The sequence below is a fragment of the Algibacter sp. L4_22 genome (assembly GCF_023473045.1).
Classification (GTDB): domain Bacteria; phylum Bacteroidota; class Bacteroidia; order Flavobacteriales; family Flavobacteriaceae; genus Algibacter.
Genome location: NZ_JAMCOK010000007.1, coordinates 67,938 through 91,918, shown reverse-complemented (window position 1 = coordinate 91,918; position 23,981 = coordinate 67,938). Strand labels below are relative to the sequence as shown.

Here is a 23,981-nt window from a genome sequence, read left to right as displayed (position 1 = left end):
CAGTTTTAAAAAGAACATTAAATTTGATATCACCAGCATCCATAGATTTAGTCTTTGAAACCGCCCGTGTAGAGGAGGTTATCGGCGATTTTGTAAACTTAAAAAAAGCAGGAAGTAACTTTAAGGGATTAAGCCCTTTTAGTGATGAGCGTTCGCCAAGCTTTGTAGTGTCTCCAGTAAAGCAGATTTGGAAAGATTTTTCTACAGGAAAAGGTGGTACGGCTGTTTCTTTTTTAATGGAACACGAGCATTTTACGTATCCAGAAGCTATAAAATATCTAGCTAAAAAGTACAATATTGAAATAGAAGAAACAGAACAATCTAACGAACAAAAAGAACAGGCTAACGAGCGTGAAAGTTTGTATTTAGTTAGTGAATTCGCAAATACCTATTTTCAGAAAATTCTTCATAAAACCGATCAGGGAAAATCTATTGGTTTAAGTTATTTTAAACAGCGTGGTTTTACAGAGGAAACTATAAAAAAATTCGATTTAGGTTATTCTTTAAACGAATGGCAGGGTTTTACAGATGAAGCTTTAAAGCAAGGTTATAATATTGATTACCTTGCTAAAACAGGGCTTACTATTGTTAAACAGGACAAGCGTTTCGATCGTTTTAAAGGTCGTGTTTTGTTTCCTATAAAGAGTATGAGTGGCCGTGTTTTAGGTTTTGGTGGACGTATTTTAGTGCTTGATAAAAAGGCGGCTAAATATATGAACTCGCCAGAAAGTGATATTTACCACAAAAGTAAAGTTTTGTACGGTATTTATCATGCGAAACAAAGTATTGCCAAAGAAGATAATTGCTATTTGGTAGAAGGTTATACCGATGTTATTCAGTTTCATCAAAGAGGAATTACAAATGTTGTAGCGTCTTCTGGTACAGCATTAACACCAGATCAAATTAGATTAATAAACAGGCTTACAAAAAATATCACCGTACTTTTTGATGGTGATGCAGCGGGTATGCGTGCATCATTGCGTGGTATCGATTTAATTCTGGAACAAGGCATGAACGTTAAGGTTTGTACTTTTCCAGAAGGAGAAGATCCTGATAGTTTCGCGAAACAAAACTCTTTAGAGGAGGTTACAACTTATTTATCGGAAAACGCTAAAGATTTTATTCAATTTAAAGCTTCTATTTTATTTGAAGAATCTAAAAATGATCCTATTAAAAAAGCGGAAACTGTTAGAGATATTGTAAATAGTATTGCTAAAATTCCTGATAATATAAAAAAAGAGATATACATTCAGGAATGTGCGCGCATCATGGATATTAGTGAGGAAGTTCTGTTTAGTACTCTGGCGCAAATTAATAGTCAAACAGCATCAAAACAAGATTCTAGGCAAGCTCCTAGGCAAAGTTTTAATCAGGATCCTAACATGGACCCTAATCAAGATCCTAGAGAAGGGCCTCCAGATAATTATCCTTTTGAAGTTGTTAAGAGTAAAGATGAGCCTGTAAAAAAAGTAGATGTTCAATATCTTTTAGAACGAAAAATTATAGAAGTTTTATTACTTTATGGGAATGAAGTGGAGGAGTTTGAAGATTTAGTTTTAAAAGAAAATGAAAAGGGCGATTTAGATTTAGAGCCAGTAATTCATAAGGCAAAAGTGTTTGAGAAAGTGTTTTTAGATTTGCAGGATGATGAAATGCAGTTTACAAATGCGCATTTTAAAGACTTGTATTATACTATAATCGATAGATTAAATCAAGACACAAAGTTTGAGTTAAGAACTTTTATTAATTCGGTTAGCACCGATATGTCTAGTGAAATTACGACTATTTTAATGGACGACGAGCGTTATGCATTAGATAACTGGAATAGAATGAATATTTTTCCGAAGGAGAAAAAAACGAGTATAGCTCAGTTGGTAAGTGAAACTATATTGAATTTACGCTGTTTTTTAATCGATCAGAAAGTTAAGGAATTTCAGAAGGAAACGATGGAAAACAAAAAAGACTCGAATAGAAACATACTTGAAGAAGTAAGAGATTATTCGGGTCTTAAAATGTTGTTATCTCGTAAGTTAAACCGTGTACTATAAGTGTTCGGCTAATTTTGCTTGATTAACTAAATCAATCAAGTTCGTTACTTTAAGTTTGCGCATTAAGCGTGCTTTGTAAGTACTAACCGTTTTTTCGTTAATGTCTAACTCTTTAGAGATTTCTTTGTTTTTTCTACCAATAGTTAAAAGCTTTAAAACTTCTGCTTCTCTAGTAGATAATTTTTTGTAGAACGTTCCAGAACCTTTATTTACTCTGTTTCCAAACGCGAGTTGTTGCGTTAAATCGTTACTTAAATAAATACCGCCATCATGTACTTTTAAAATAGCTTCGTTTATTGTAATAACATTTACAGATTTGTGAATAAATCCAGAAGCACCCGCTTTAATAGCGTTTATTGCATAAACTTCTTCGGGTTCACCGCTAAAAATAACGGTTTTAATGTCAGGGAAATCATTTTTTAAATAACGTAAAAGTGTTAATCCATTTAGCTTAGGAAAATCAGCTTCAGTTAAAATGATGTCTACTTCGTTTTTTCTGATGAAATCTAAGATGTCATTTCCATCTTGTAAACTTCCAACAATTTCGATGTTTGATGAGGCGGAAAAAAGCACCTCTAATCCTTTCCTAGTAATAGGATGGTTGTCTGCTATTAATAATTTTATCATAATTTTCCGAGCTTTCTTTGTTGAGGGTTGAGAGAATATACTACTTGAAAGAAAAAAGCTCGGGGCTAAAGTATGAGTTTTTTAGGTATTTTGCAAAAATTACATCAAATTATCAGGAATATCACATATTGGGATTGGAATCATCTTGTGTTTGTTACTAGAATTGTATCTTTTATAAATATTAAATACATCACGTTCACGATCAGAAAAATCGGATTCTGTCTTGCCCTTTTCATCCATCGTCATAGCCCATTCTAACTCGGGATATGAGGCGCCAATTTGATCTTCGTCGCTTCTTGTGTCTCCAAATAAGCCATCGCTAGGAGCGGCCTTCATAATGGATTCTGGAACCTCTAAAAATTCACCTAATTTATAAACTTCCGATTTTAATAAATCTGCAATCGGACTCAAATCTACACCGCCATCTCCGTATTTTGTGTAAAATCCAACTCCAAAATCTTCAACTTTATTACCTGTTCCGGCAACCAAAAGTTTGTAAAGACCAGCATAATAATATAAGGTTGTCATTCTTAAACGCGCTCTAGTATTCGCTAATGCCATGTCTACGGTTGCTTGGTCGCTATCAAAGAACACTTCCGTTTTAAAAGCTTCAAAAACAGGTGTTAAATCTGTTCTAGTATCGCTCACATTATCAAAACGTTTAGAAAGTTGTGCAATGTGTTCGTTTGCCCGTGTTACATGGCTTGCTGCTTGATGTATTGGCATTTCAATACATAAAACGTTTAATCCTGTTTTCGCACATAATGTAGATGCTACAGCAGAATCAATTCCGCCAGAAACACCTATCACAAAACCGTTAACTCCGGCTTTTGTTGCATAATCTTTTAACCAATTTACAATGTAATCTACTACTTTTTCTGTTTGCATTTTAGAAGAGTTTTGATATAAGAATACTACCTTTGTCAACAAAAATAGCGTAATCACTCAATTAATAAAAATTTAAAGCGTTTAACTTTTACTATGAAACAGCTGTCATTAATTATTCTTATTACAATTTGTTTTTTTTCTTGTAAAAAGAAAAGTGATGCAGATCTTGCTTTGGAAAACAATAAGATAGATATTTCTATTGAGCGGTTTGATAGGTTTTTTGCAAAAACTAATTTACAAGAATTGCCTAAATTAAAGAAAGCTTATCCGTTTATGTTTCCAAAAGCGATTAGGGATTCTGTATGGATTGATAAAGTGAACGATACGCTGCAACAAGAATTAAGTGCAGAGGTTGATAAAGTGTTTGCGGATTACTCCAATACTGAAGATGAAATAGAATCGTTACTAAGTTATATTCAATATTATTTCCCAACATTTAAAACGCCAAGAGTTATAACGACAACGAGTAATGTAGATTATAGAAATAGGGTGATTGTTACCGATACGATTGTTTTGGTCGCTCTAGACTCTTATCTCGGGGAGGATCATTATTTTTATCAAGGTATTCCGAAATATATTTCTGAGCATTTAAATAAAGAGCAAATTGTTGTAGATCTCGCCGAAGAATATGCTGAGAAATATATTTTTCAACCTGAAAGAAAAACACTTTTAGATGAAATGATTTATTTTGGAAAAGCTCTGTATTTTAAGGATAAAGTTATTCCTTTTAAGTTAGAAAACGAAAGAATAAGCTATTCTCAAGAACAGTTAAATTGGGTTCAGCAAAATGAAAGTTCTGTTTGGCAATACTTTGTAGAGCGTGAATTATTATTTAGCACAAACTCTAAATTGCCCAACCGATTTATAAATCCAGCTCCTTTTTCTAAATTTTATTTGGAGGGTATAGATGGAGAGTCGCCAGGTAAAATAGGGCAATACATAGGTTGGCAAATTGTGAAAGCTTATATGGAGCATAACGACACATCATTAAACGATATGTTAATTATGAATGCTGAAGATATTTTTAATAAATCAAAATTTAAACCAAGAAAAAATAATGGCTAATATTAAATCGAAAATCGAATTAAATATAGAGTTAGATGAAAATCGCGTTCCCGAAAAAATTAATTGGACAGCCAAAGATGGTGGGATATCAAATGCAGAGGCTAAAGCCATGATGCTTGCTGTTTGGGATTCTAAAACTCAAGAAAGTTTACGTATAGATTTGTGGACTAAAGATATGCCTGTAGACGAAATGAAAGTGTTTTTTCATCAAACTCTTGTTGCTATGAGTAGCACTTTTAACCGTGCAACACAGGATGAAAAAATGACGGCAACCATGAAAGATTTTTGTGATTATTTTGCCGAAAAATTAGAGATTAAAAAGTAGGTTTTTTTATTAAGTAATTTGTATCCCTTTGTTTTTGATGATTGAAAATTTAAAAAAAATAATCGTTTTTGTTATAAATATCAACTTTTAGCTTAAATTGTTACGTTCAAGACTTGTGATTTTTCAATAAGTGATTCTCGTTTTTTAAAAAAACAGAATTTCTGAAATTTAAAATTCACAATTATTTCAACAGAAAAATATATGAAAGAAGTAAAAATAGAGTCCACATTATACGTTTATGATAATTTAAGTGAACTTCCTGAAAATATTATAACCTTAATGGAAAAAGCCATTGAAGCTCGCGAAAAGGCTTATGCACCATATTCTAAATTCCATGTGGGAACTGCGCTGCTTTTAGATAATAACGAAATAATTACAGGGAATAATCAAGAAAACGCTTCTTATCCATCTGGGTTGTGTGCAGAGCGCACGGCCATTTATTATGCAGGATCTCAATATCCAGATGCTAAAGTTGTACGTATGGCTATAACAGCGGGTTCTAAGCTTAAAACTACTATAGCGCCTATCCCTCCATGTGGAGCTTGCCGACAAGCAATTGCCGAATATGAGGTAAAACAAGACAGTCCAATCGAGATCTATTTTATGGGAGAAACAGGTAAAGTAGCTAAATCTAATTCTCTAGCTAATTTATTGCCTTTAGGCTTTGATAAAACCTCCTTGTAAATTTTCTAAAAAATCAGTAATCTTTATAAAATATTTAAAGATTATTTAAAACGCTTCTAAAATTAAGTTTTTTTAATATTTTTTTCACTTTAAGCACGTTGAGTTTTTGCAATTACTTTCAATGTGTTACTTTTGTCCTTCGTGACAATACTAACATTAATTCTAGTCGATGCAAAAAATCACAAAAGAGGTTTACCTCAAATGGTACGAAGACATGTTATTCTGGAGAAAGTTTGAAGACAAACTAGCTGCCGTTTACATTCAACAAAAAGTAAGAGGATTTCTTCACTTATATAATGGTCAAGAAGCTGTTTTAGCGGGTGCTTTGCATGCTATGGATTTGACTAAAGATAAAATGATAACTGCTTACAGAAATCACGTTCAACCAATTGGTATGGGAGTAGATCCTAAACGTGTTATGGCAGAATTGTATGGAAAAGTAACAGGAACATCTCATGGTATGGGAGGTTCTATGCATATTTTTTCTAAAGAATTTCGTTTTTACGGTGGTCACGGTATTGTTGGTGGTCAAATTCCTTTAGGAGCAGGTATTGCATTTGGTGATAAGTATCACGGTAGTGATGCTGTAACTTTATGCTGTTTTGGTGATGGAGCTGCAAGACAAGGTTCTCTTCATGAGGCATTCAATTTAGCAATGCTTTGGAAATTACCAGTAGTATTTGTTTGTGAAAACAACGGATATGCAATGGGAACTTCTGTAGAAAGAACGGCAAACCATACCGATATTTGGAAATTAGGTTTAGGTTATGATATGCCTTGCGGACCTGTTGATGGAATGAACCCGATAAAAGTTGCTGAAGCTTTTGATGAAGCCATCCAAAGAGGACGTCGTGGTGATGGACCAACTTTCTTAGAGTTGAAAACTTACCGTTATAGAGGGCATTCAATGAGTGATGCTCAACATTACAGAACTAAAGACGAAGTTAAAGAATACAAGAAAATCGATCCAATTACACAAGTGAAAGATGTTATTCTTGAAAATAAATATGCTTCGGAAGACGATATTAAAGTAATTGACAAGCGTGTTAAAGATCGTGTTGCAGAATGTGAAAAATTTGCAGACGAGTCTCCATACCCAGAAAAGCAACAACTTTATGATATGGTTTACGAACAAGAAGATTATCCATTTATACAACACAAAATATAAGCTATGGCAATAGTAGTAAATATGCCTCGTTTAAGCGATACCATGGAAGAAGGTACCGTTGCAGCTTGGTTGAAAAAAGTAGGAGATAAAATTGAAGAAGGCGATATTTTAGCCGAAATTGAAACTGATAAAGCCACTATGGAGTTTGAGTCTTTCAATGAAGGGACTTTGCTTTATATTGGTATTCAAGAAGGTGAAACTACTAAGGTAGATGAGCTTTTAGCTATTATTGGTGAAGAAGGTGAAGATATTTCTGCACTTATAAGTGGAGGTGGTAACGCTTCCGCGGAAGCGACTGAAGAAAAAACAGAAGAGGCTCCTGCAGCAGTAGAGGTAGCTCCTGAAGCAACAAGTGCTGCAGCAGAATTACCAGAAGGTGTAATTGTTGTAACCATGCCACGTTTAAGTGATACCATGGAAGAAGGTACTGTTGCAACTTGGTTGAAAAAAGTTGGTGATAAGGTTGATGAAGGCGATATTTTAGCTGAAATTGAAACTGATAAAGCAACTATGGAATTTGAATCATTCCAATCTGGTACTTTATTATATATAGGATTACAAGAAGGCGATTCTGCAAAGGTAGATGAGCTTTTAGCTATAATAGGCCCTGCAGGAACAGATGTTTCTGGTGTTGCCTCTAGTTTTAGTACAGCTGCACCAGTAGCAGAAGCTCCAAAGGCTGAAGCTAAAAAAGAAGCTCCAAAAAGTGCGCCTGCACCAGCAGCTCCTTCTAAACCAAAAACAAGTGCACCTGCTCCAACGCCAGTAACGGCAGACGGACGTGTGCATGTATCTCCATTAGCAAAAAAGTTAGCGGAAGATAAAGGTATTAACTTAACAAGAATTCAAGGTTCTGGTGAAAACGGACGTATTGTAAAACGAGATATTGAAAATTACGAGCCAGCAGCATCTGCGGCATCCGCTGGTAAATTTGTAGCATCTGGTCAAGAAGATTTCGATGATATAGATAATTCTCAAATGCGTAAAGCAATTGCGAAGGCGTTAACAAATTCTAAGTTTTCTGCACCACATTATTATTTAAGTGTGGAGTTCGATATGGAAAATGCGATGTCTTTCCGTACGCAGTTTAACTCAATTCCAGATACTAAAATATCATATAACGATATTGTTGTTAAAGCTTGTGCTTTAGCGTTAAAGCAACATCCACAAGTAAACTCTCAGTGGTTTGCCGATAAAATGAGATTAAACAATCATGTACATATTGGTGTTGCAGTAGCTGTTCCAGATGGTTTAGTTGTGCCAGTTGTTAAGTTTGCTAATGAGCAAACGTTACCACAAATTGGTGGTGCAGTTCGTGAGCTTGCAGGTAAAGCTAAAAATAAAAAATTAACTCCAGATGAAATGCAAGGTAGCACATTTACTGTGTCTAACTTAGGAATGTTTGGTATCGATACATTTACATCGATTATCAATCAACCAAATTCTGCTATTCTTTCTGTTGGAAATATTGTTGAAAAACCAGTCGTTAAAAACGGACAAATTGTTGTTGGTAATACGATGAAGTTATCATTAGCATGCGATCACAGAACGGTTGACGGTGCTACAGGTGCATTATTCCTTCAAACTTTAAAAGGATATATTGAAAACCCGGTAACTATGTTAGTGTAACCAGATTTTTCAAAATCTAAATATTAAAGACCTGTTTCATATTATTGAAGCAGGTTTTTTTTATCTTTAATTTTTAAAATAAAATATGAAAAATATATTTAGGCTTAGTTTAGTACTGTTTGTTTTTAACTGTGCTGCTCAAAATAAAATAGAAGAAAAATCGATTATAGCAAGTTTAGAGTATTTAGCTTCCGACGCATTAGAAGGTAGGAATACAGGAAGTGAAGGTATCGAGAAAGCTGCTGTTTTTATAGAGAATTTTTTTAAAGAAAACAATGTAAAACCTTATTTTGAAACCTATAGAGATACTTTTAATGTAAAGGAAGTTGTAGGGTATAATGTGGTTGGCTATATAGAAGGAAACGATCCGGAATTAAAAAATGAATTTGTAATTCTAGGAGCACATTATGATCATATTGGTACAGCAAAAGAAGTGAATGGCGATGTTATTGCAAACGGAGCTAACGATGATGCTTCGGGGACGGTAGCCGTTATGGAATGGGCAAAATATTTTGCTGAAACTAAAAACAATAAGCGTAGTGTTTTGTTTACTTTATATGCTGCCGAAGAAATGGGTTTAAAAGGATCTGGACATTTAGCAAAGCGTTTAAAAGATGAAAATCTAAATGTTTATACCATGATTAATTTTGAAATGATTGGTGTGCCAAGAGCAGGTGGTGAAACTATGGCTTACGTTACAGGTTACAAAGAATCGAATATGGCCGAAAAGTTAAATGGTTATGCTAATTCTGAAATTGTTGGATTTTTACCAAAAGCTAAAGAGATTAGATTATTTATGCGTTCGGATAACTATCCATTCTACAATGCATTTAATGTTCCGGCGCAAGCCATTTCAACTTTCGACTTTACAAATTTCGATTATTACCATCATGTGGATGACGAAACCGAAAATATGAATTTTGAACACATGGCTAATTTTATAAATAAAATGATTCCGGCTTTGGAAGGAATGATAAATGCTCCAACTAAAGAAATAAAATTGAATAATGAGTAAAAATATAATTATAACAGGAACAAGTAGAGGCATTGGTTTCGAATTGGTTCGACTATACGCAAAAGCTGGACATCATGTATTGGCGCTTTCGCGGAATGAAAAGCCTATCCTGAATTTAAACTTAGAAAACGTAACGTGTTTTTCGTTCGATTTAAATGATGAAAAGGCTTATGAAAAAGTTGAAAATTTTATTTCTGAAAATTGGAAACAAGTAGATGTTTTAATCAATAACGCTGGCGCTTTGCTAAACAAGCCGTTTGCCGAAATAACAATGGCAGATTTTGAAGCTGTTTATAAAACAAATGTTTTTGGTGTAGCCGAAATAACTCGTAAAACACTTCCTTTTATGAAAGCTAATAGCCATGTAGTTACTATTAGTTCTATGGGCGGTGTTCAGGGCAGCATGAAATTTCCAGGTTTAGCGGCTTATAGTTCAAGTAAAGCGGCCGTAATTACGCTTACCGAATTATTAGCAGAAGAATATAAAGAATCTGGTATTGCTTTCAATGTTCTAGCTTTAGGAGCTGTACAAACCGAAATGTTGGAAGAAGCTTTCCCTGGTTATCAAGCACCAACTACAGCTCTAGAAATGGCACAATATATTTTCGATTTTTCACTTAACGGAAATAAATATTATAACGGTAAAATGTTACAAGTTTCTAATTCTACGCCTTAATACAAATATTTCTGCAGTGGTAAGTTATTCAGTATATTTTATGATAAATTGTGGTTTATGTTAATAATATATGTTGGATAAAAAGAACTTCTAAATATTCGAATACAAAGAAATATGATAGATGCGTTAAACTGTTAAGAGGCTTGATGCGAATAAATTAGGACGGAATGATGTTTTTCTAAGAGAAAAAACTAAAAATCCGATTATCCGTTTGATGAATTTTTAGATTATAAAAGTGAATTCTGGGGAGATTTTATGTTAAAATACTAACTGTTTCCAATAATTTTATAGATGAAATGCATAAAAAAAGGATATTATACATGAAATATTAACTTTTTCCTTCATTTTTTAGTTGTAAGTTTTTATTTTCCACACCTTTGCCCTTGCACAGTAAATAATACCTTGCATTGAATCTAATTTAACTATATTGAAAAAAGGCCTCTTTTTGACTCTTGCAGTTCTTATAACTTGTTTTGCAAAAGTACAAGCGCAATGCGATGAAGTAGTAACTTATAATGTTTGTGATATGACAATCATTGATAACGATGCTAACGGAACGCCCGATGGAATAATTAATTTGTACGATGTTTATAATAACGTCCCAGGTGTTGATGCTCCAATTTCATTAACCTCTGGTTCTTGGTTTGATCCTAATTATAATTTTTCTTTAGATGTGTCTACGGGGGATTTGTATTTATGGGATTTAAAAGATGCATCTGTTAATATAGATTCGTACCAATTTATGTTAATAGATACATCTAGTACTTGTCCTGATGGAATAAAACTTCGATTAAATATTGTTTTAGGCCCATTTGAAGGTAAGCCTTTACCTCCAGCAGGAGCTAACGATGCTAATATAACGATCTGTCAAGCAGTTTTAGCTGATTTCGATTTATTTCAGGTTTTCGAGTCTCAACCATCACCTCATAAAAATGGTGTATGGGAATTTGTGGGGAATGTAGGAGATTCTGATAATTTTGAAAGCCTAAGTCCTGAAGGTAAATTTAATGCAGAAATTCCTTATGAACCTTATGGAAGTTTAGTGGAATTTGATGTTTTCGAATTCACTTATACCGTTTCTGGAGTGTCACCATGTGCTTCGGAAAAAGTGTCTCGTTTTAAAGTTGAAGTTATTCGTGATGTAATTTCGGGTGAAGCTTCAGAATATGATATTTGTGAAGCCGATATATTATCTGGAATATGGGATGCTGATATTGATTTAACAAATGATGCTTTTTTAGAGGGAGAGGATGTTGAAGGTACTTGGAGTGCAATTTCCGATGCAGCAAATCAAATTGATAGTCCTGTTGATTCTACTATAAATATTAGAGAAGTTTATGATAATTTAAAAAATAATAATTCTAATTTTGGTTGTCGAGAATTTAAATACAAGTATTCTGTAGAAGCTCGATCTTCGTTAACGGATTGCCCAAGTAAGGAATCCGAAGTTGTGTTTAGAATTTACGAAACTATAAAACCTTTTTATCAAGAAGAACCTTTAGAGGTTTGTCTAGATGATAATCAACCTTCAAGTATAAATTTATATAATGAATTAACATTTACAACAGAAAATGGGGTGTTGTATAATTACCTTCCAAATTTGAGTTGTAATACTTGGAGTTTTGTTTCTGGACCTTCGGATATTAGAAGGGATGTCGATTCTGGAATTATAGATTTTGCATCACTCACACAAGCCAATGCTGGCACCTATATATTTAGGTATTTAGTTTCAGGTTTATGTAATACTTGTGGAGTTAGTGGAACTTCTCCATGCGATCCCAAGTTTACAAACGTTACTGTTGTTTTATTACCTAATAATTATGCTGGTGAAGATACGGTTGGTTTAGAGTTTTGTGAAAACGACGCGTTAATAGCAAATCCTTTAAATCTGTTTTCTCTTTTAACAACAAATAGTATTGACGATCCCATATATCAAGGTTCATTAGGAACTTGGGTTAATAATATTTCGGGAGATCCTGTTGCTAACCCTACAGCTTATGTATTACCAGAAATTAAAGGTGATGAGCTTTTCGATTTTACATATTCTACTCTAACGGACAAAGGTTGTATAAACTCAGCTAATTTATCATTTACGGTTTATGAAGAATATTCGGCTGGAATAGATACATTATTAGATGTTTGCGATAATACAGACATTATCAATTTGTTTGATGAATTGGATGGTACACCAAATACAACAGGAACATGGACAGGTCCAAACGGATTTACAACAACAGACTATACTGCCGATTTTGATCCTAGATCATCAGATGCTGGGGTTTATACTTATACTGTTCCAGATAATACTACACCATCAGGAACAACCATGTGTACAGGAAGCCAAGCAACAATTATAGTAACTGTTTATAAAAGTCCAAGTGCAGGTGAAGATGGTGCTTTTAATGTATGCCGATCAGATTTAGAAATCGATTTGGTAGACTATTTAGATGATACAGCTACTAGTGCAGGAATTTTTACAGACTTAGATAATACAAGTTTTTTAACAGGAAGCTTGTTAGATGTTTCGCAATTAGTTGCTGGAGTTTATAATTTTAGCTACGAAATTCAAGGTCATGTTACATGTAGTTTGGTTATTTCATTTATAGAAATTACTATTCTTGAGGTAGATGTTGCAACAACTTCTAATCAAACATTTTGTGCGGTAGATGGAGCGACAGTAAATAGTTTAGAGGCAGATAATGGCTATGGTTTTAATTGGTATGATTCGGAAATAGCAACCACGCCATTACCAATGGGAACTATTTTAGTTAATGGAGAAGATTATTTCGTTACAGCGGTAGATGAGAACGATTGCGAGTCATCAAAAACAGTAATGATGGTTACTCTTTTACCTTTTGGAGATGAGAATTGTGAGAGTTGTATAAAAGACGGAATTTCGGTTAATGGAGATAATATAAATGATGAGTTCGATTTGTGTAATCTGTCAGATACATATCCTAATTTCGAATTAAACGTTCATAATCGCTATGGAGTAACCGTTTATAAAGGTACAAAAGACACACCTCTCTTTGGGGGTGAGTCTAACGTATCGGCAACACTAGGAAAACAATTGTCATCAGGAGTGTATTTTTATGTTTTTGATCCAAAAGATGGGATAACTAAACCTTTTCAAGGTAATTTTTATTTAAGCAGATAAATTGATGAAAATAAAATTATATATACTATTTATAGTCTGTAACCTGTCTGTTTTTGCTCAGCAAGAACCACAGTATACACAATATATGTACAATATGAGCATGGTTAACCCTGCTTATATGATTAACGAACCAAGTCTTGTAGAAGTTGGTGCTTTGTATCGAACACAGTGGGTTGGCATTGATGGCGCACCTAAAACAGCAAATGTTTTTGCGAACATTCCTTTAAATGAAAAAATAGAATTAAGCATAAATTATTTAAATGATAATATAGGAGGAAATATAAATACAAGTGAAAATGTATTTAACATTGATGCGGCTTATAAGATTAATTTAAATAAAGAGTTGAATCTATCTTTTGGATTAAAAATGGGATTCGATCATTTAAACTTTAGTTCTATAGGAAGTAATGTCTCAACCGATCCTTCTTTTGGAAATACGAATAAAACAGTTCTTAATATTGGAGCTGGAGCATTTCTATTTCATAAAAATTATTATATTGGTTTATCTGCACCAAATCTAATTCCTGCGGATTTAAATATTAATGACGACGTTGTCTATGATAACAGTATTCATGGGTTTTTAATCGCGGGTTATATCTATGAGTTAAACGATTTGTTTAAAATAAAACCATCTACAGTCATGAAATTTGTAGGAGGTGCGCCATTATCATTCGATGTTTCAGCAAATGTTTTGTACGATAATAAGTTTGAGTTAGGCGTATCTTACCGTTATCAAGATGCGATATCTGGACTGGCTGTTATCAATATAACACCAGATTTACGTATCGGTTATGCTCACGATTTTAACACAAGTCAATTAAAAAGCTTTAACAACGGCAGTCATGAATTTGTTTTACTTTACAGGTTTGATGTGTTAGGTTTAAGTAAAAAATATTCATCTCCAAGATTCTATTAATATGATTAAGAAAATAACTTTAATTTTTGCAATCTGTTTTATGTCTCAGTTGGCCATAGGTCAAAAATCTAGAGGCGATCGTTTTTTCGAAAAAGGAGACTATATTAACGCAGCTAAATATTACGAAATTGCGTTAGAAAAAGAACGCCATAAAAAAGATTTAGAAAATCTTGCCGAGTGTTATTATAACACGTTTCAGTATAGGTTGGCTTCTCGTAATTTAAAACAATTAGTCCAAGGTCGCTTTGGCGAAAAGGATAAAAATTATAACAATCAATATAATTTTAAACTTTATCAAATGCTTTCTGCTTTGGGTGATTATGAAGCTGCTTTGGAGTATTTAAAGCTGTATAAAGAAAACAATTCGGCATCCTTAGATATTGCGGAATCTATTGAAACGATTGAAACTTTTAAGTTGAAAAGCCCAGATTATAAAGTTGAAAAAGTTCAGTTTAATTCTGAAGCTTCAGAGTTTGGAGCTGTAAAATTTGGGGATAGCGTATATTTTACTTCAGATAGGGGTGTTAATCAATTATTCGGAAAAACTTATAAATGGACACATCAACCCTTTTTGGACCTTTATGTTACTGCGGTAAATGAAAAAAATGATACTATTGGCCAAGTAAAAGTATTGCCAAAAACTATTAATTCTAAATATCATGAAGGGAATTTTTGTTTTAGTAAAGATGGCAACACATTGTATATTTCAAAAAGCAATACAGTAGAAGGTAAACGCGAGTTTAACGAAGCCAAGACGAATAATATTCATCTTTATAAATCGATAAAGGAAAACGGTAAATGGTCTACTCCAGAGAAATTAGCATTTAATAAAAATGGATTCTCCTATCAACATCCTGCTTTAAACGCCAAAGGGGATAAGCTATATTTTTCATCTAACATAGAGGGAGGTTGTGGTAGTTTCGATTTGTATTATGTTGTTTTAAATAAAGATAAAATTGGAGAACCTGTAAATTTAGGAACAACAATAAATACCGAAAATCGTGAGCATTTCCCTTTTATATCCGAAGAAGGACATTTGTTTTTTGCATCAAACGGCCATTTAGGTTTAGGGATGTTAGATAATTTTGTTTCAGAATTAGTTGATGGTTCATTTACAACTCCAACAAATTTAGGCTTGCCTATTAATTCTCAATATGACGATTTTAGTGTTACATATTATAATGAAAACGAAGGTTTCTTTGCTTCAAATAGAAACAAAAAAGACGATAATATTTTTCAGTTTAAACAATCTGGAGAAATCTTTATTCGTGAATACATTAATACATTCGAAATCCGAGATGCTGTTACAAAAGAATATATTCCGAATGCAAAAGTTGTTTTAAATGATAGAAGAAAAGCTGAATTATATAGTAATATATTAGATGATACTTCTTTTTTTAATATGAATCTCCTTGCTGATAATTATGAACTTAAAGCGGAAAGTGAAGGTTATTATCCAAAAGCCTTACAGGTTGAGGTTTTAGAAAAACAAGACCAGAAACACGTTTTGTATCTGAAACAGATTCCGCCACCACCGCCACTACCGATAGTAGTTATCGACCCGGTTGAAGCTATTATTGCTGAAAAGAAAATCGATAAGAAGTTAAAAGAAGAAGATCCAACTCGATTTGCTTTACTTACAGATGTTGATGGGCCACCTGTAGTAGAAAAAGAAGGGAAGTTGTATTTTCAGTTAGAGCCTATTTATTTCGATTTCGGTACGTGGAATATTAGAGCAGATTCTAAAAAAATATTAGATGCTTTGTCTGCTAAATTGGAACGTTATCCTAATATCTATTTAAAAATAAGTGCACATACCGATAGTAGAGGTACGGCGAAATACAATCAAATTTTATCGGAACGAAGAGCGGAATCCACAAGAAATTACATAGCTTTGGAAGGTTTTATAAATGCACGTCGATTATCATTTAAAGGTTTTGGTGAATTAGTTCCCATTGTACCTTGCCCAATGTTAAATTGTACCGAAGAGGAACATCAATTAAATCGACGATCCGAATTTGAAATTATTAAATACTAGAGCGAATTTATGAAAAAGTATAAATGTGTTATTTTTGATTGCGATGGTGTTCTTGTAGATAGCGAACCCGTAAGCATTCAGGTATTAGTTGATATAGCAAATGAATATGGCGCTGGTATTGATTTTGACTATGGAATGAAGCATTTTAAAGGTAGCTTTTTTACGGCTTGTAAACGTATGATTTCTGAGCTTGCCCAAAAGGAACTTCCAGACTCTATAGAGGATGAATATAGACAACGCAGTTTTCAGGCTTTTAAAAAAGATATGAAACCTGTTGAAGACGTCAAAGAGGTGCTTAAAAATTTAGACAGACCTTTTTGTGTAGCTTCAAGTGGGCCAGAAGATAAAATAGAACTTAATTTAGGTCTTACTGGATTACTTCCTTTTTTTAAGAATAAAATATTTAGTTGTTATAAAATACAAAAATGGAAACCAGATCCAGCCGTGTTTTTATGGGCAGCAGAAACTATGGGTTTTAAGCCCGAGGAATGTGTTGTAATAGAGGATAGTTTATCGGGTGTACGTGCGGCAAAAGCTGGCGGATTTGATGTTTTTGGTTATGTAGCTCACGATTATAATAATGAACTAAAAGGTGTGGCTACAGAAACTTTTGATAGTATGAGTAAATTATTAAAAATGATTTAGGTTTTTAACTATTTTTAATTCCTCAAGTTAGCAATGGCTTCTACCACTGCACTATGAGTTACGGGGTTATTAGCAAAATGTTCAATTAATATCACTTTTTCTGCATCGTTAGCTTCAAATTGATTCAAGATATTCATAAGATGCATTTTCATATGTCCTTTCTGAATCCCCGTTGTTGTAAGCGAACGTAAAGCCGCAAAGTTTTGGGCTAACCCAGCCACAGCCACAATAGACATTAACTCTTTTGCCGAAGGTTTGTGTAATAATTCTAAAGCCAATTTCACTAATGGGTGTAAACCTGTTAATCCGCCAACGGTTCCTAAAGCCAAGGGTATTTCCATCCAAAAAGTAAAAATACCATTTTCAATTTTAGCATGAGATAAACTACTGTATTCTCCATTCCTTGCGGCGTATGCATGTACACCAGCTTCCACGGCTCTAAAGTCGTTTCCGGTAGCAAGTACAACAGCGTCAATACCATTCATGATACCTTTGTTGTGTGTTACTGCTCTGTAAGGTTCAACTTCTGCAATTTTTATAGCCCTCACAAATTTTTCAGCGAAAGCTTCACCAGAAATGGTTTTTTTTTCGCTTAAATCTTCAACTTTACAACTTACTTCGGCACGCACTAAACAGTCGGGAACATAGTTGGAAAGTATACTCATTACAATTTCTATTTGCTTTTCTTCTTCAGGAAAACCTTTAAATTTTATCGCTTCGGTTTTAAAAGTCTTTGCAAACTGCTCTAAGCATGAATTTATAAAATTGGCTCCCATGGCGTCCAACGTTTCAAAAGAAACGTGTAGTTGGTAATAACCATCAATCTTGGCTGTTTTATCGCGCAATTCAATATCTAAGACACCGCCGCCTCGGGCTTCCATATTTTTGGTTAATGGTTTAGCATCTGCAATTAGTTTTGGCTTAACAGTATCAAAAAAGGATTTCAAGTTTTTAAAATCGCCGTGAAACATAAAGTGAACCTGACCAATTTTTGTAGTTGAAATTATAGAGGTTTTAAATCCTCCACGATCTAGCCAGAATTTAGCAGCTTTACTTGCTGCAGCTACTACCGAGCTTTCTTCAATAGCCATTGGTAAGGCATAGAGTTTATTGTTTATTAAAAAATTAGGAGCAACACCAAGCGGTAAATAGTAATTGCTAATGGTGTTTTCGATAAACTCGTCGTGTAATTGCTGTAGTTTTTCGTTATCGTTCCAGTACTGTTTTAAAACAGCTTTGGTGTTTTCTGCATTAGCAAAATAAGTGTTTGCAATCCAGTCAATTTTTTTAGATTTAGATAATTTTGAAAATCCAGCAATGGTTTTACTCATAATTTGTACATTTATTGGTGTAAAGATAATACTCTTCTTATAATTAATCATGAACTTGCATCTTACTCGTTATTTATGTGTTAATATTATGGTTTTTTTGAAGTATTTTTATTAAACTTGCCGTTCTCATGAGAAATAAACATCAATTTTAATGAAATACCTAAAATTTAGCTTTCAGATTTGTCTTTTTTTTACAGCTGTTTTATCTGCTCAAACTAAAGAAGTTACCCTAGAAGAAATATGGAATGGCACGTTTAGAACGGAAAGGCTGGATGCTTTGCATTCTATGGCAAATGGTCAGCAATATTCTGTTTTAAACTTTAATCGTGAAGAAAGAAGTACGTCCATCGATATTTATGATTATAAAACCTTAGAAAAGGTAAATACATTGGTGAATTCGAGTGATCTCGAAGCTATGGATTACTTTACCGATTATACGTTTAGTAAAGATGAAAGTCAAATTATTTTAGCAACAAATGAAGAATCTGTCTTCCGTCATTCTGTGTTAGGTAATTATTATATTTATAATGTAAAAGATGGTGAGCTAACGTTGATTTCCGAAGAGAAAATACAAGAACCTACGTTGTCTCCCAACGGAAATAAAGTAGCATTTGCTAAAAATAATAATCTATTTATAAAGGATTTAATTTCAGGTGAAACTTTTCAAATCACTTTCGATGGTGAAAAAAACAAGATAATTAATGGTATTACCGATTGGGTTTACGAAGAAGAATTTGCCTTTGTTCGTGCCTTTGATTGGAATGCAAATGGTTCTCAAATTGCCTACATAAGGTTTGATGAAACTGAGGTTCCGGAATTTTCAATGGATATTTATGGAACAGCACTTTACCAAACGCAGGAGGTGTTTAAATACCCTAAGGCTGGTGAGGCAAACTCTAAAGTGTCACTTCATATTTATAATTTGAAAGCAACAAAAACAGATGAGGTAAACCTTGGGCCACATGTGGATTATATTGCAAGAATTCAATGGACAAAAAATAACGATATATTAAGTGCTCAAATTTTAAATCGTCATCAAAACAATTTAGATTTAATAGCCTATAATTCTGCCACTGCCAAAACTAATGTGCTTTTAAAAGAGGTTGACGAGGCTTATGTTGATGTTACAGATAACTTAACGTTTTTAAAAGACAATAGTTTTATTTGGACAAGTGAAAAAGATGGTTACAATCATATCTATCATTACAGTAAGGATGGAAAGCTTATAAACCAAATTACAAAAGGTAATTGGGAAGTAACAAATTACTATGGCTTCAATGAAAAAACGAAAACTATTTTTTATCAATCGGTTGAAAATGGCTCAATCAATCGTGATGTATATTCTATTAAATTAAACGGTAGAAACAAGACGAGGCTAACCGAAGAAGAAGGAACTAATGGTGCCGATTTTAGTGCCGATTTCTCATATTTTATAAATACGTTTTCTAATGCTGCTACACCACCAAGATATACTTTAAACAGTGCGTCTACTGGTAAAGTTATCAAGTTAATTAAGGATAATAAAGGATTGGCAGAACAACTTTCTCAATATGGGATTTCTAAAAAGGAGTTTAGTACGATTGAAATAAACGGATATAATTTAAATATGTGGATGGTTAAACCTGCAGATTTTGATGCTTCTAAAGAATATCCATTATTAATGTTTCAATATTCAGGGCCAGGTTCTCAACAAGTTGCAAATAGTTGGATAAGTTCTAACGATTATTGGTATCAATTATTGGCGCAAAAAGGCTATATTGTAGCCTGTGTTGACGGACGGGGAACCGGGTTTAAAGGTGCTGCTTTTAAAAAGGTGACTCAAAACGAATTAGGTAAATATGAGGTTGAAGATCAGATAGCTGTAGCTAAAGAATTTGGCGCTTTACCTTATATTGATTCTGAACGTATTGGTATTTGGGGATGGAGTTTTGGAGGTTTTATGAGTAGTAATTGCTTGTTTAAAGGTAATGATGTGTTTAAAATGGCTATTGCAGTGGCACCAGTTAGTAGCTGGCGTTTTTACGATTCTATTTATACAGAGCGTTATATGTCAACTCCACAAGAAAATGCAAGTGGTTATGATGAAAATTCGCCAATTAATCATGTTGATAAATTAAAAGGTAATTTTCTGTTAATTCATGGTTCGGGAGATGATAATGTGCATGTGCAAAACACGATGCGTTTGGTTGAAGCTTTAGTGCAAGCTAATAAGCAGTTTGATTGGGGGATTTATCCTGATAAAAATCATGGTATTTACGGAGGAAACACAAGATTACATTTATACACTAAAATGACTGATTTTTTAGATAAAAATCTAGGTGATAAAATAAGCAAGTAATAATAAAAGCATAATTAACTAACAACAAATTTATGGCAGCTAAGGCATTGCAACCGCATCAAAAAGAACTATTTGGACAACCAATAGGATTGTATATTTTATTCTTAACAGAAATGTGGGAGCGTTTTTCTTATTATGGTATGCGTGCTTTGTTGGTTTTATATATGACGACTTCTACTTTAGGAGATGATGCTAGAGGAGCTGGACTTGGGTGGACTAGCCAAGAAGCTTTGGCGCTTTACGGTTGGTATACCATGCTGGTTTATGTGATGTCTATACCAGGCGGTATGATTGCCGATAAATTAATTGGCCAGAAAAAGGCAGTTTTATATGGTGCCATTATTTTATGTTTAGGGCATGCTGTTTTAGTTATGAAAGATATTTGGGCATTCTATACCGGTTTAGGTTTAGTAATTCTAGGTGTTGGTTTGCTAAAACCGAATATATCAACAATGGTTGGGGGTTTGTATAAAGCTGGTGATATTAGGCGTGATAAAGGATTTAGTATTTTTTATATAGGTATTAATTTAGGTTCACTTTTAGCGACTATGGTTGTTGGTGGCGTTATTGTAAAATGGGGTTGGCATGCTGGCTTCGGACTTGCCGGTGTTGTTATGCTATTGGGGTTAATAAATTATATTGGAGGTCAAAAATATTTGACTCAAGTTGGGAATTTTGTTCCTAGTACCAATGATGAACATGAGGTCTCTTACACTAAATTATATGGTAGACTGTTTAGTTCGCCTACGCAGCTCATGTTTACTGGTGTATTATTAGCTGGTTCATTAATAGGTTGGTATTTTCTAGGCTGGCCTTATGGTTTGCTTTTCTTGTTTTTAACAGCAATTGCGGCCTTATTAATGATGATTTATAAAGACCTAGATACGCAAGTTTATAAAGATCGTTTTGTGGTGTTATTATTATCATTCATTATGGTAATAATTTTCTGGGGAGCCTTTGAGCAAGCTGGTGGATTAATGAATTTATATACGGATACTAATACCGATCGCATGTTATTTGGTTGGGAAGTTCCAACAGTTATGTTTCAAAGTTTAAATGCTGCATTTATAATTCTTTTTGCAACTTTTATAGCTGGTGTTTGGGCAAAACGAAAACTTAAAGGAGGAGAAGCGTCTTCAATATTCAAAATGGCATCTGGTATTATAATTATGGGATTAGGTTTTGTTTTTATGGTTTTTGCAGCTTTAGAATTTGAGGAATCTGGAGCTTCTAGTATGATTTGGTTAGTTTTAGCTTATCTGTTTCATACAATTGGAGAACTTTGTTTATCTCCTGTAGCACTTTCTTTTATAACTAAGTTAGCTCCTGTTAAATATGCGTCTTTAATGATGGGTGTTTATTTTGCAGCATCTGGTTTAGGAAATAAAGTGGCCGGTATTATTGGTGAGTCTGCAAGTAAATTTGGGGAATTATATATCTTCTCCGGAATTGTACTTTTTACAGTGGTTATCGGAGTATTATTTATTATTATTTTAAAACCATTAAAGCGATTAACCCACGGTGCAGAAGAAAGTGAGCGCATTTTGAAAAACGAAGAAGCAGAAGGTTTTGAATTAGCCGAAGATTAAAATATCAACCCTCTTTGCGAGGGTTTTCTTTATTACAACCATTAAATATTCTTTTATGAATACAGACATTGAAAATCTATTTAAAGACAAGGTAATTGGGCATCCGGCAGGGTTGTTTATTATTTTCTTTACCGAAATGTGGGAGCGTTTTTCATTCTACGGAATGCGTATTCTTTTGGTATTGTTTTTAACAGCACCTATGCTTGGTACAAACCCTGGTTGGGAGTGGCCTCGCGAACATGCGTTAGCTTTAATTGGAACTTATGGTTCTATGCTTTACTTAACGCCTATTGTTGGTGGTTGGGTTGCCGATAAAATTACAGGTTATAAATGGGCTGTGGTTATTGGTTGTTTTTTTATGATGCTTGGGCATTTATCTATGGTTTTCGAAACGCCTTGGTCGTTGTATTTAGGGTTAGCTTTATTAATTATAGGTACAGGGTTTTTTAAGCCTAACATGACTTCGATGATTTCTGAAATGTACAAAGGCAAAGAATCTAAAAAAGATGGCGCTTACACTATTTATTATATGGGTGTTAATGCTGGTGCTTTCTTCGGAATGATGCTTTGCGGTTATTTAGCAGAAAACATTGGGTGGAGTTATGGTTTTGGATTGGCAGGTATCTTTATGTTGCTTGGGTTAATTCAATTTTGGTTGGCAAAAGACTTTTTTGGACAAATTGGTGAAAAACCATCTAAAGTTCACGAAGTTGAATTGCCTCAAAATATAAATGAAAGAAATCCAAAAGAACAGGATAATGCCGAACATATTGAAAAGCTAAACCCATTTACTGTAATCGATAAAATTTTAATTACTTTATCGGCTTTAGGAGGTTTTTTATATCTTATAAATGATCCGCTTTCTAAAGCAGGAAACATAAATCTTTTAAACTTTAACTTAGGTGGTTTAGATGGTTCTCATGTTACTGTTTTAACAGCATTGGCTTTGTTTTTGTATTTAATCATTACTCGTATTTCTAGATATTCTAGAATTGTACGTGATAAAATTATAGCAGTTTCAGTCTTTGCTGTCTTTACCGTTATATTCTTTGCAGCTTTCGAGCAAGCTTTAGGTTCTATGACGTTGTTTGCTCGTGATTATACAGAAAGAGCTCTTACCGGAAATTCGGCTATTATATTTAAAATCGTCGATTTAATATTAACCGTTGGTCCATTAGCAATTATTACTTGGGTGTTACTTTTGTTATTCAAAAAAACCTATTCGAAAATCCCATATTCTAATATTACATTAAGTATTTCATTTATATTTCTTTGGTATATTGTTTACTATAAAATTAATAATGAATTTAGTAAAGATACTACCGAAGTACCTGCTACTTGGTTCGGGATTTTAAATTCGTTTTTTATAATAACACTTGCGCCATTATTTTCTAGATGGTGGGAAAGTAAATATAACCCAAGTGCAGCCATGAAATATGGTATTGGCTTATTGCTTTTAGGCTTAGGTTTTGGTGTTTTAGTTTTTGGTACTTTAGGTATTCCTCAAGGTGCAAAAACAGCATCGGTAAGTATGGTGTTTTTAATATTAGCTTACTTGTTGCATACTATGGGCGAGTTATGTATTTCGCCAGTAGGCTTATCATATTTAAGTAAACTAGTTCCAGGTAGAATGATAGGGTTTATGTTCGGAATTTGGTACTTAGCCATCGCTATCGGTCAAAAAGCAGCAGGCTCTATGGGAGGCATGATTGATAAGATTACGGCAGAGTATTCATTAAGTAGTTTTTTCTTGATATTTACTATAGTTCCGGCGATATTTGCATTAATTTCTTTAGTGTTAAACCCAATGCTTAAAAGACTTATGCACGGCGTACGTTAACA

The 23,981-nt window shown here is 33.6% G+C and carries 18 protein-coding genes; 15 read left to right on the top strand and 3 right to left on the bottom strand.

All coding sequences use genetic code 11. The annotated features are described in order from the left end of the window. Positions 1-23 precede the first annotated feature (23 nt). Positions 24-2,048, top strand: a complete 2,025-nt coding sequence (gene dnaG / locus M4I23_RS16945; protein ID WP_158845264.1) for a DNA primase — start codon at positions 24-26, stop codon at positions 2,046-2,048. Here dnaG and M4I23_RS16940 read toward each other — a convergent pair. Together M4I23_RS16940 and nadE are read right to left on the bottom strand one after the other, a co-directional pair. Continuing rightward, the gene (locus M4I23_RS16940) at positions 2,043-2,675 is read right to left on the bottom strand and encodes a response regulator transcription factor (RefSeq protein WP_158845262.1); all 633 of its coding nucleotides are present in this window, start codon (positions 2,673-2,675) and stop codon (positions 2,043-2,045) included. The genes dnaG and M4I23_RS16940 overlap by 6 nt on opposite strands. A 99-nt stretch (positions 2,676-2,774) precedes the next feature. Further along, positions 2,775-3,563: an NAD(+) synthase gene (gene nadE, locus M4I23_RS16935; RefSeq protein WP_158845259.1), complete on the bottom strand. Its 789-nt coding sequence runs from the start codon at positions 3,561-3,563 to the stop codon at positions 2,775-2,777. Between the two features lie 93 nt (positions 3,564-3,656). Here nadE and gldB point away from each other — a divergent pair, with 93 nt between their 5' ends. The 11 genes from gldB to M4I23_RS16880 all read left to right on the top strand — a co-directional run bounded on the left by gldB (position 3,657) and on the right by M4I23_RS16880 (position 16,881). Then, positions 3,657-4,628: a gliding motility lipoprotein GldB gene (gene gldB / locus M4I23_RS16930; protein WP_158845257.1), complete on the top strand. Its 972-nt coding sequence runs from the start codon at positions 3,657-3,659 to the stop codon at positions 4,626-4,628. After that, the gene (gldC, locus tag M4I23_RS16925; RefSeq protein WP_158845254.1) at positions 4,621-4,953 is read left to right on the top strand and encodes a gliding motility protein GldC; all 333 of its coding nucleotides are present in this window, start codon (positions 4,621-4,623) and stop codon (positions 4,951-4,953) included. Before gldB ends, gldC begins: the two co-directional genes overlap by 8 nt. Before the next feature lie 201 nt (positions 4,954-5,154). Further along, positions 5,155-5,637: a cytidine deaminase gene (cdd, locus tag M4I23_RS16920; RefSeq protein ID WP_249755186.1), complete on the top strand. Its 483-nt coding sequence runs from the start codon at positions 5,155-5,157 to the stop codon at positions 5,635-5,637. A 169-nt stretch (positions 5,638-5,806) separates the two neighbouring features. Continuing rightward, positions 5,807-6,805 (top strand): pyruvate dehydrogenase (acetyl-transferring) E1 component subunit alpha, encoded by a 999-nt coding sequence (gene pdhA, locus M4I23_RS16915; protein WP_158845249.1) that lies wholly within the window; start codon positions 5,807-5,809, stop codon positions 6,803-6,805. Between the two features lie 3 nt (positions 6,806-6,808). Beyond that, complete coding sequence (locus tag M4I23_RS16910; protein WP_158845246.1) at positions 6,809-8,434, top strand: pyruvate dehydrogenase complex dihydrolipoamide acetyltransferase; 1,626 nt, start codon at positions 6,809-6,811, stop codon at positions 8,432-8,434. Between the two features lie 85 nt (positions 8,435-8,519). After that, the gene (locus M4I23_RS16905; RefSeq protein WP_158845243.1) at positions 8,520-9,449 is read left to right on the top strand and encodes a M20/M25/M40 family metallo-hydrolase; all 930 of its coding nucleotides are present in this window, start codon (positions 8,520-8,522) and stop codon (positions 9,447-9,449) included. Next, a complete protein-coding gene (locus M4I23_RS16900) occupies positions 9,442-10,125 on the top strand; it encodes an SDR family oxidoreductase (RefSeq protein ID WP_249755185.1) in 684 nt (227 codons plus the stop codon). Before M4I23_RS16905 ends, M4I23_RS16900 begins: the two co-directional genes overlap by 8 nt. Before the next feature lie 526 nt (positions 10,126-10,651). Continuing rightward, positions 10,652-13,282: a gliding motility-associated C-terminal domain-containing protein gene (locus M4I23_RS16895; RefSeq protein WP_249755184.1), complete on the top strand. Its 2,631-nt coding sequence runs from the start codon at positions 10,652-10,654 to the stop codon at positions 13,280-13,282. Between the two features lie 4 nt (positions 13,283-13,286). Continuing rightward, positions 13,287-14,198 carry a type IX secretion system membrane protein PorP/SprF gene (locus tag M4I23_RS16890; protein WP_158845234.1) on the top strand — a complete coding sequence of 304 codons (912 nt, stop codon included), beginning with the start codon at positions 13,287-13,289 and terminating at the stop codon, positions 14,196-14,198. A 1-nt stretch (position 14,199) separates the two neighbouring features. Continuing rightward, positions 14,200-16,236, top strand: coding sequence for an OmpA family protein (locus M4I23_RS16885; RefSeq protein WP_249755183.1), 2,037 nt, complete (start codon positions 14,200-14,202; stop codon positions 16,234-16,236). A gap of 9 nt (positions 16,237-16,245) precedes the next feature. Further along, the gene (locus M4I23_RS16880) at positions 16,246-16,881 is read left to right on the top strand and encodes an HAD family phosphatase (protein ID WP_158845228.1); all 636 of its coding nucleotides are present in this window, start codon (positions 16,246-16,248) and stop codon (positions 16,879-16,881) included. A 14-nt stretch (positions 16,882-16,895) separates the two neighbouring features. Here the strand turns inward: M4I23_RS16880 and M4I23_RS16875 are convergent, their stop codons facing one another. Beyond that, complete coding sequence (locus tag M4I23_RS16875) at positions 16,896-18,212, bottom strand: hydroxymethylglutaryl-CoA reductase, degradative (RefSeq protein ID WP_249755182.1); 1,317 nt, start codon at positions 18,210-18,212, stop codon at positions 16,896-16,898. Positions 18,213-18,363: 151 nt separating this feature from the next. Here M4I23_RS16875 and M4I23_RS16870 point away from each other — a divergent pair, with 151 nt between their 5' ends. The 3 genes from M4I23_RS16870 to M4I23_RS16860 are packed head-to-tail and all read left to right on the top strand — an operon-like array spanning position 18,364 to position 23,979. Continuing rightward, entirely contained in the window at positions 18,364-20,550 is a 2,187-nt protein-coding gene (locus M4I23_RS16870; RefSeq protein ID WP_249755181.1) for a S9 family peptidase, read from the top strand. Between the two features lie 32 nt (positions 20,551-20,582). Then, positions 20,583-22,139, top strand: coding sequence for a peptide MFS transporter (locus M4I23_RS16865; RefSeq protein ID WP_249755180.1), 1,557 nt, complete (start codon positions 20,583-20,585; stop codon positions 22,137-22,139). A gap of 55 nt (positions 22,140-22,194) precedes the next feature. Beyond that, positions 22,195-23,979, top strand: coding sequence for a peptide MFS transporter (locus tag M4I23_RS16860; RefSeq protein ID WP_249755179.1), 1,785 nt, complete (start codon positions 22,195-22,197; stop codon positions 23,977-23,979). Positions 23,980-23,981 lie beyond the last annotated feature (2 nt).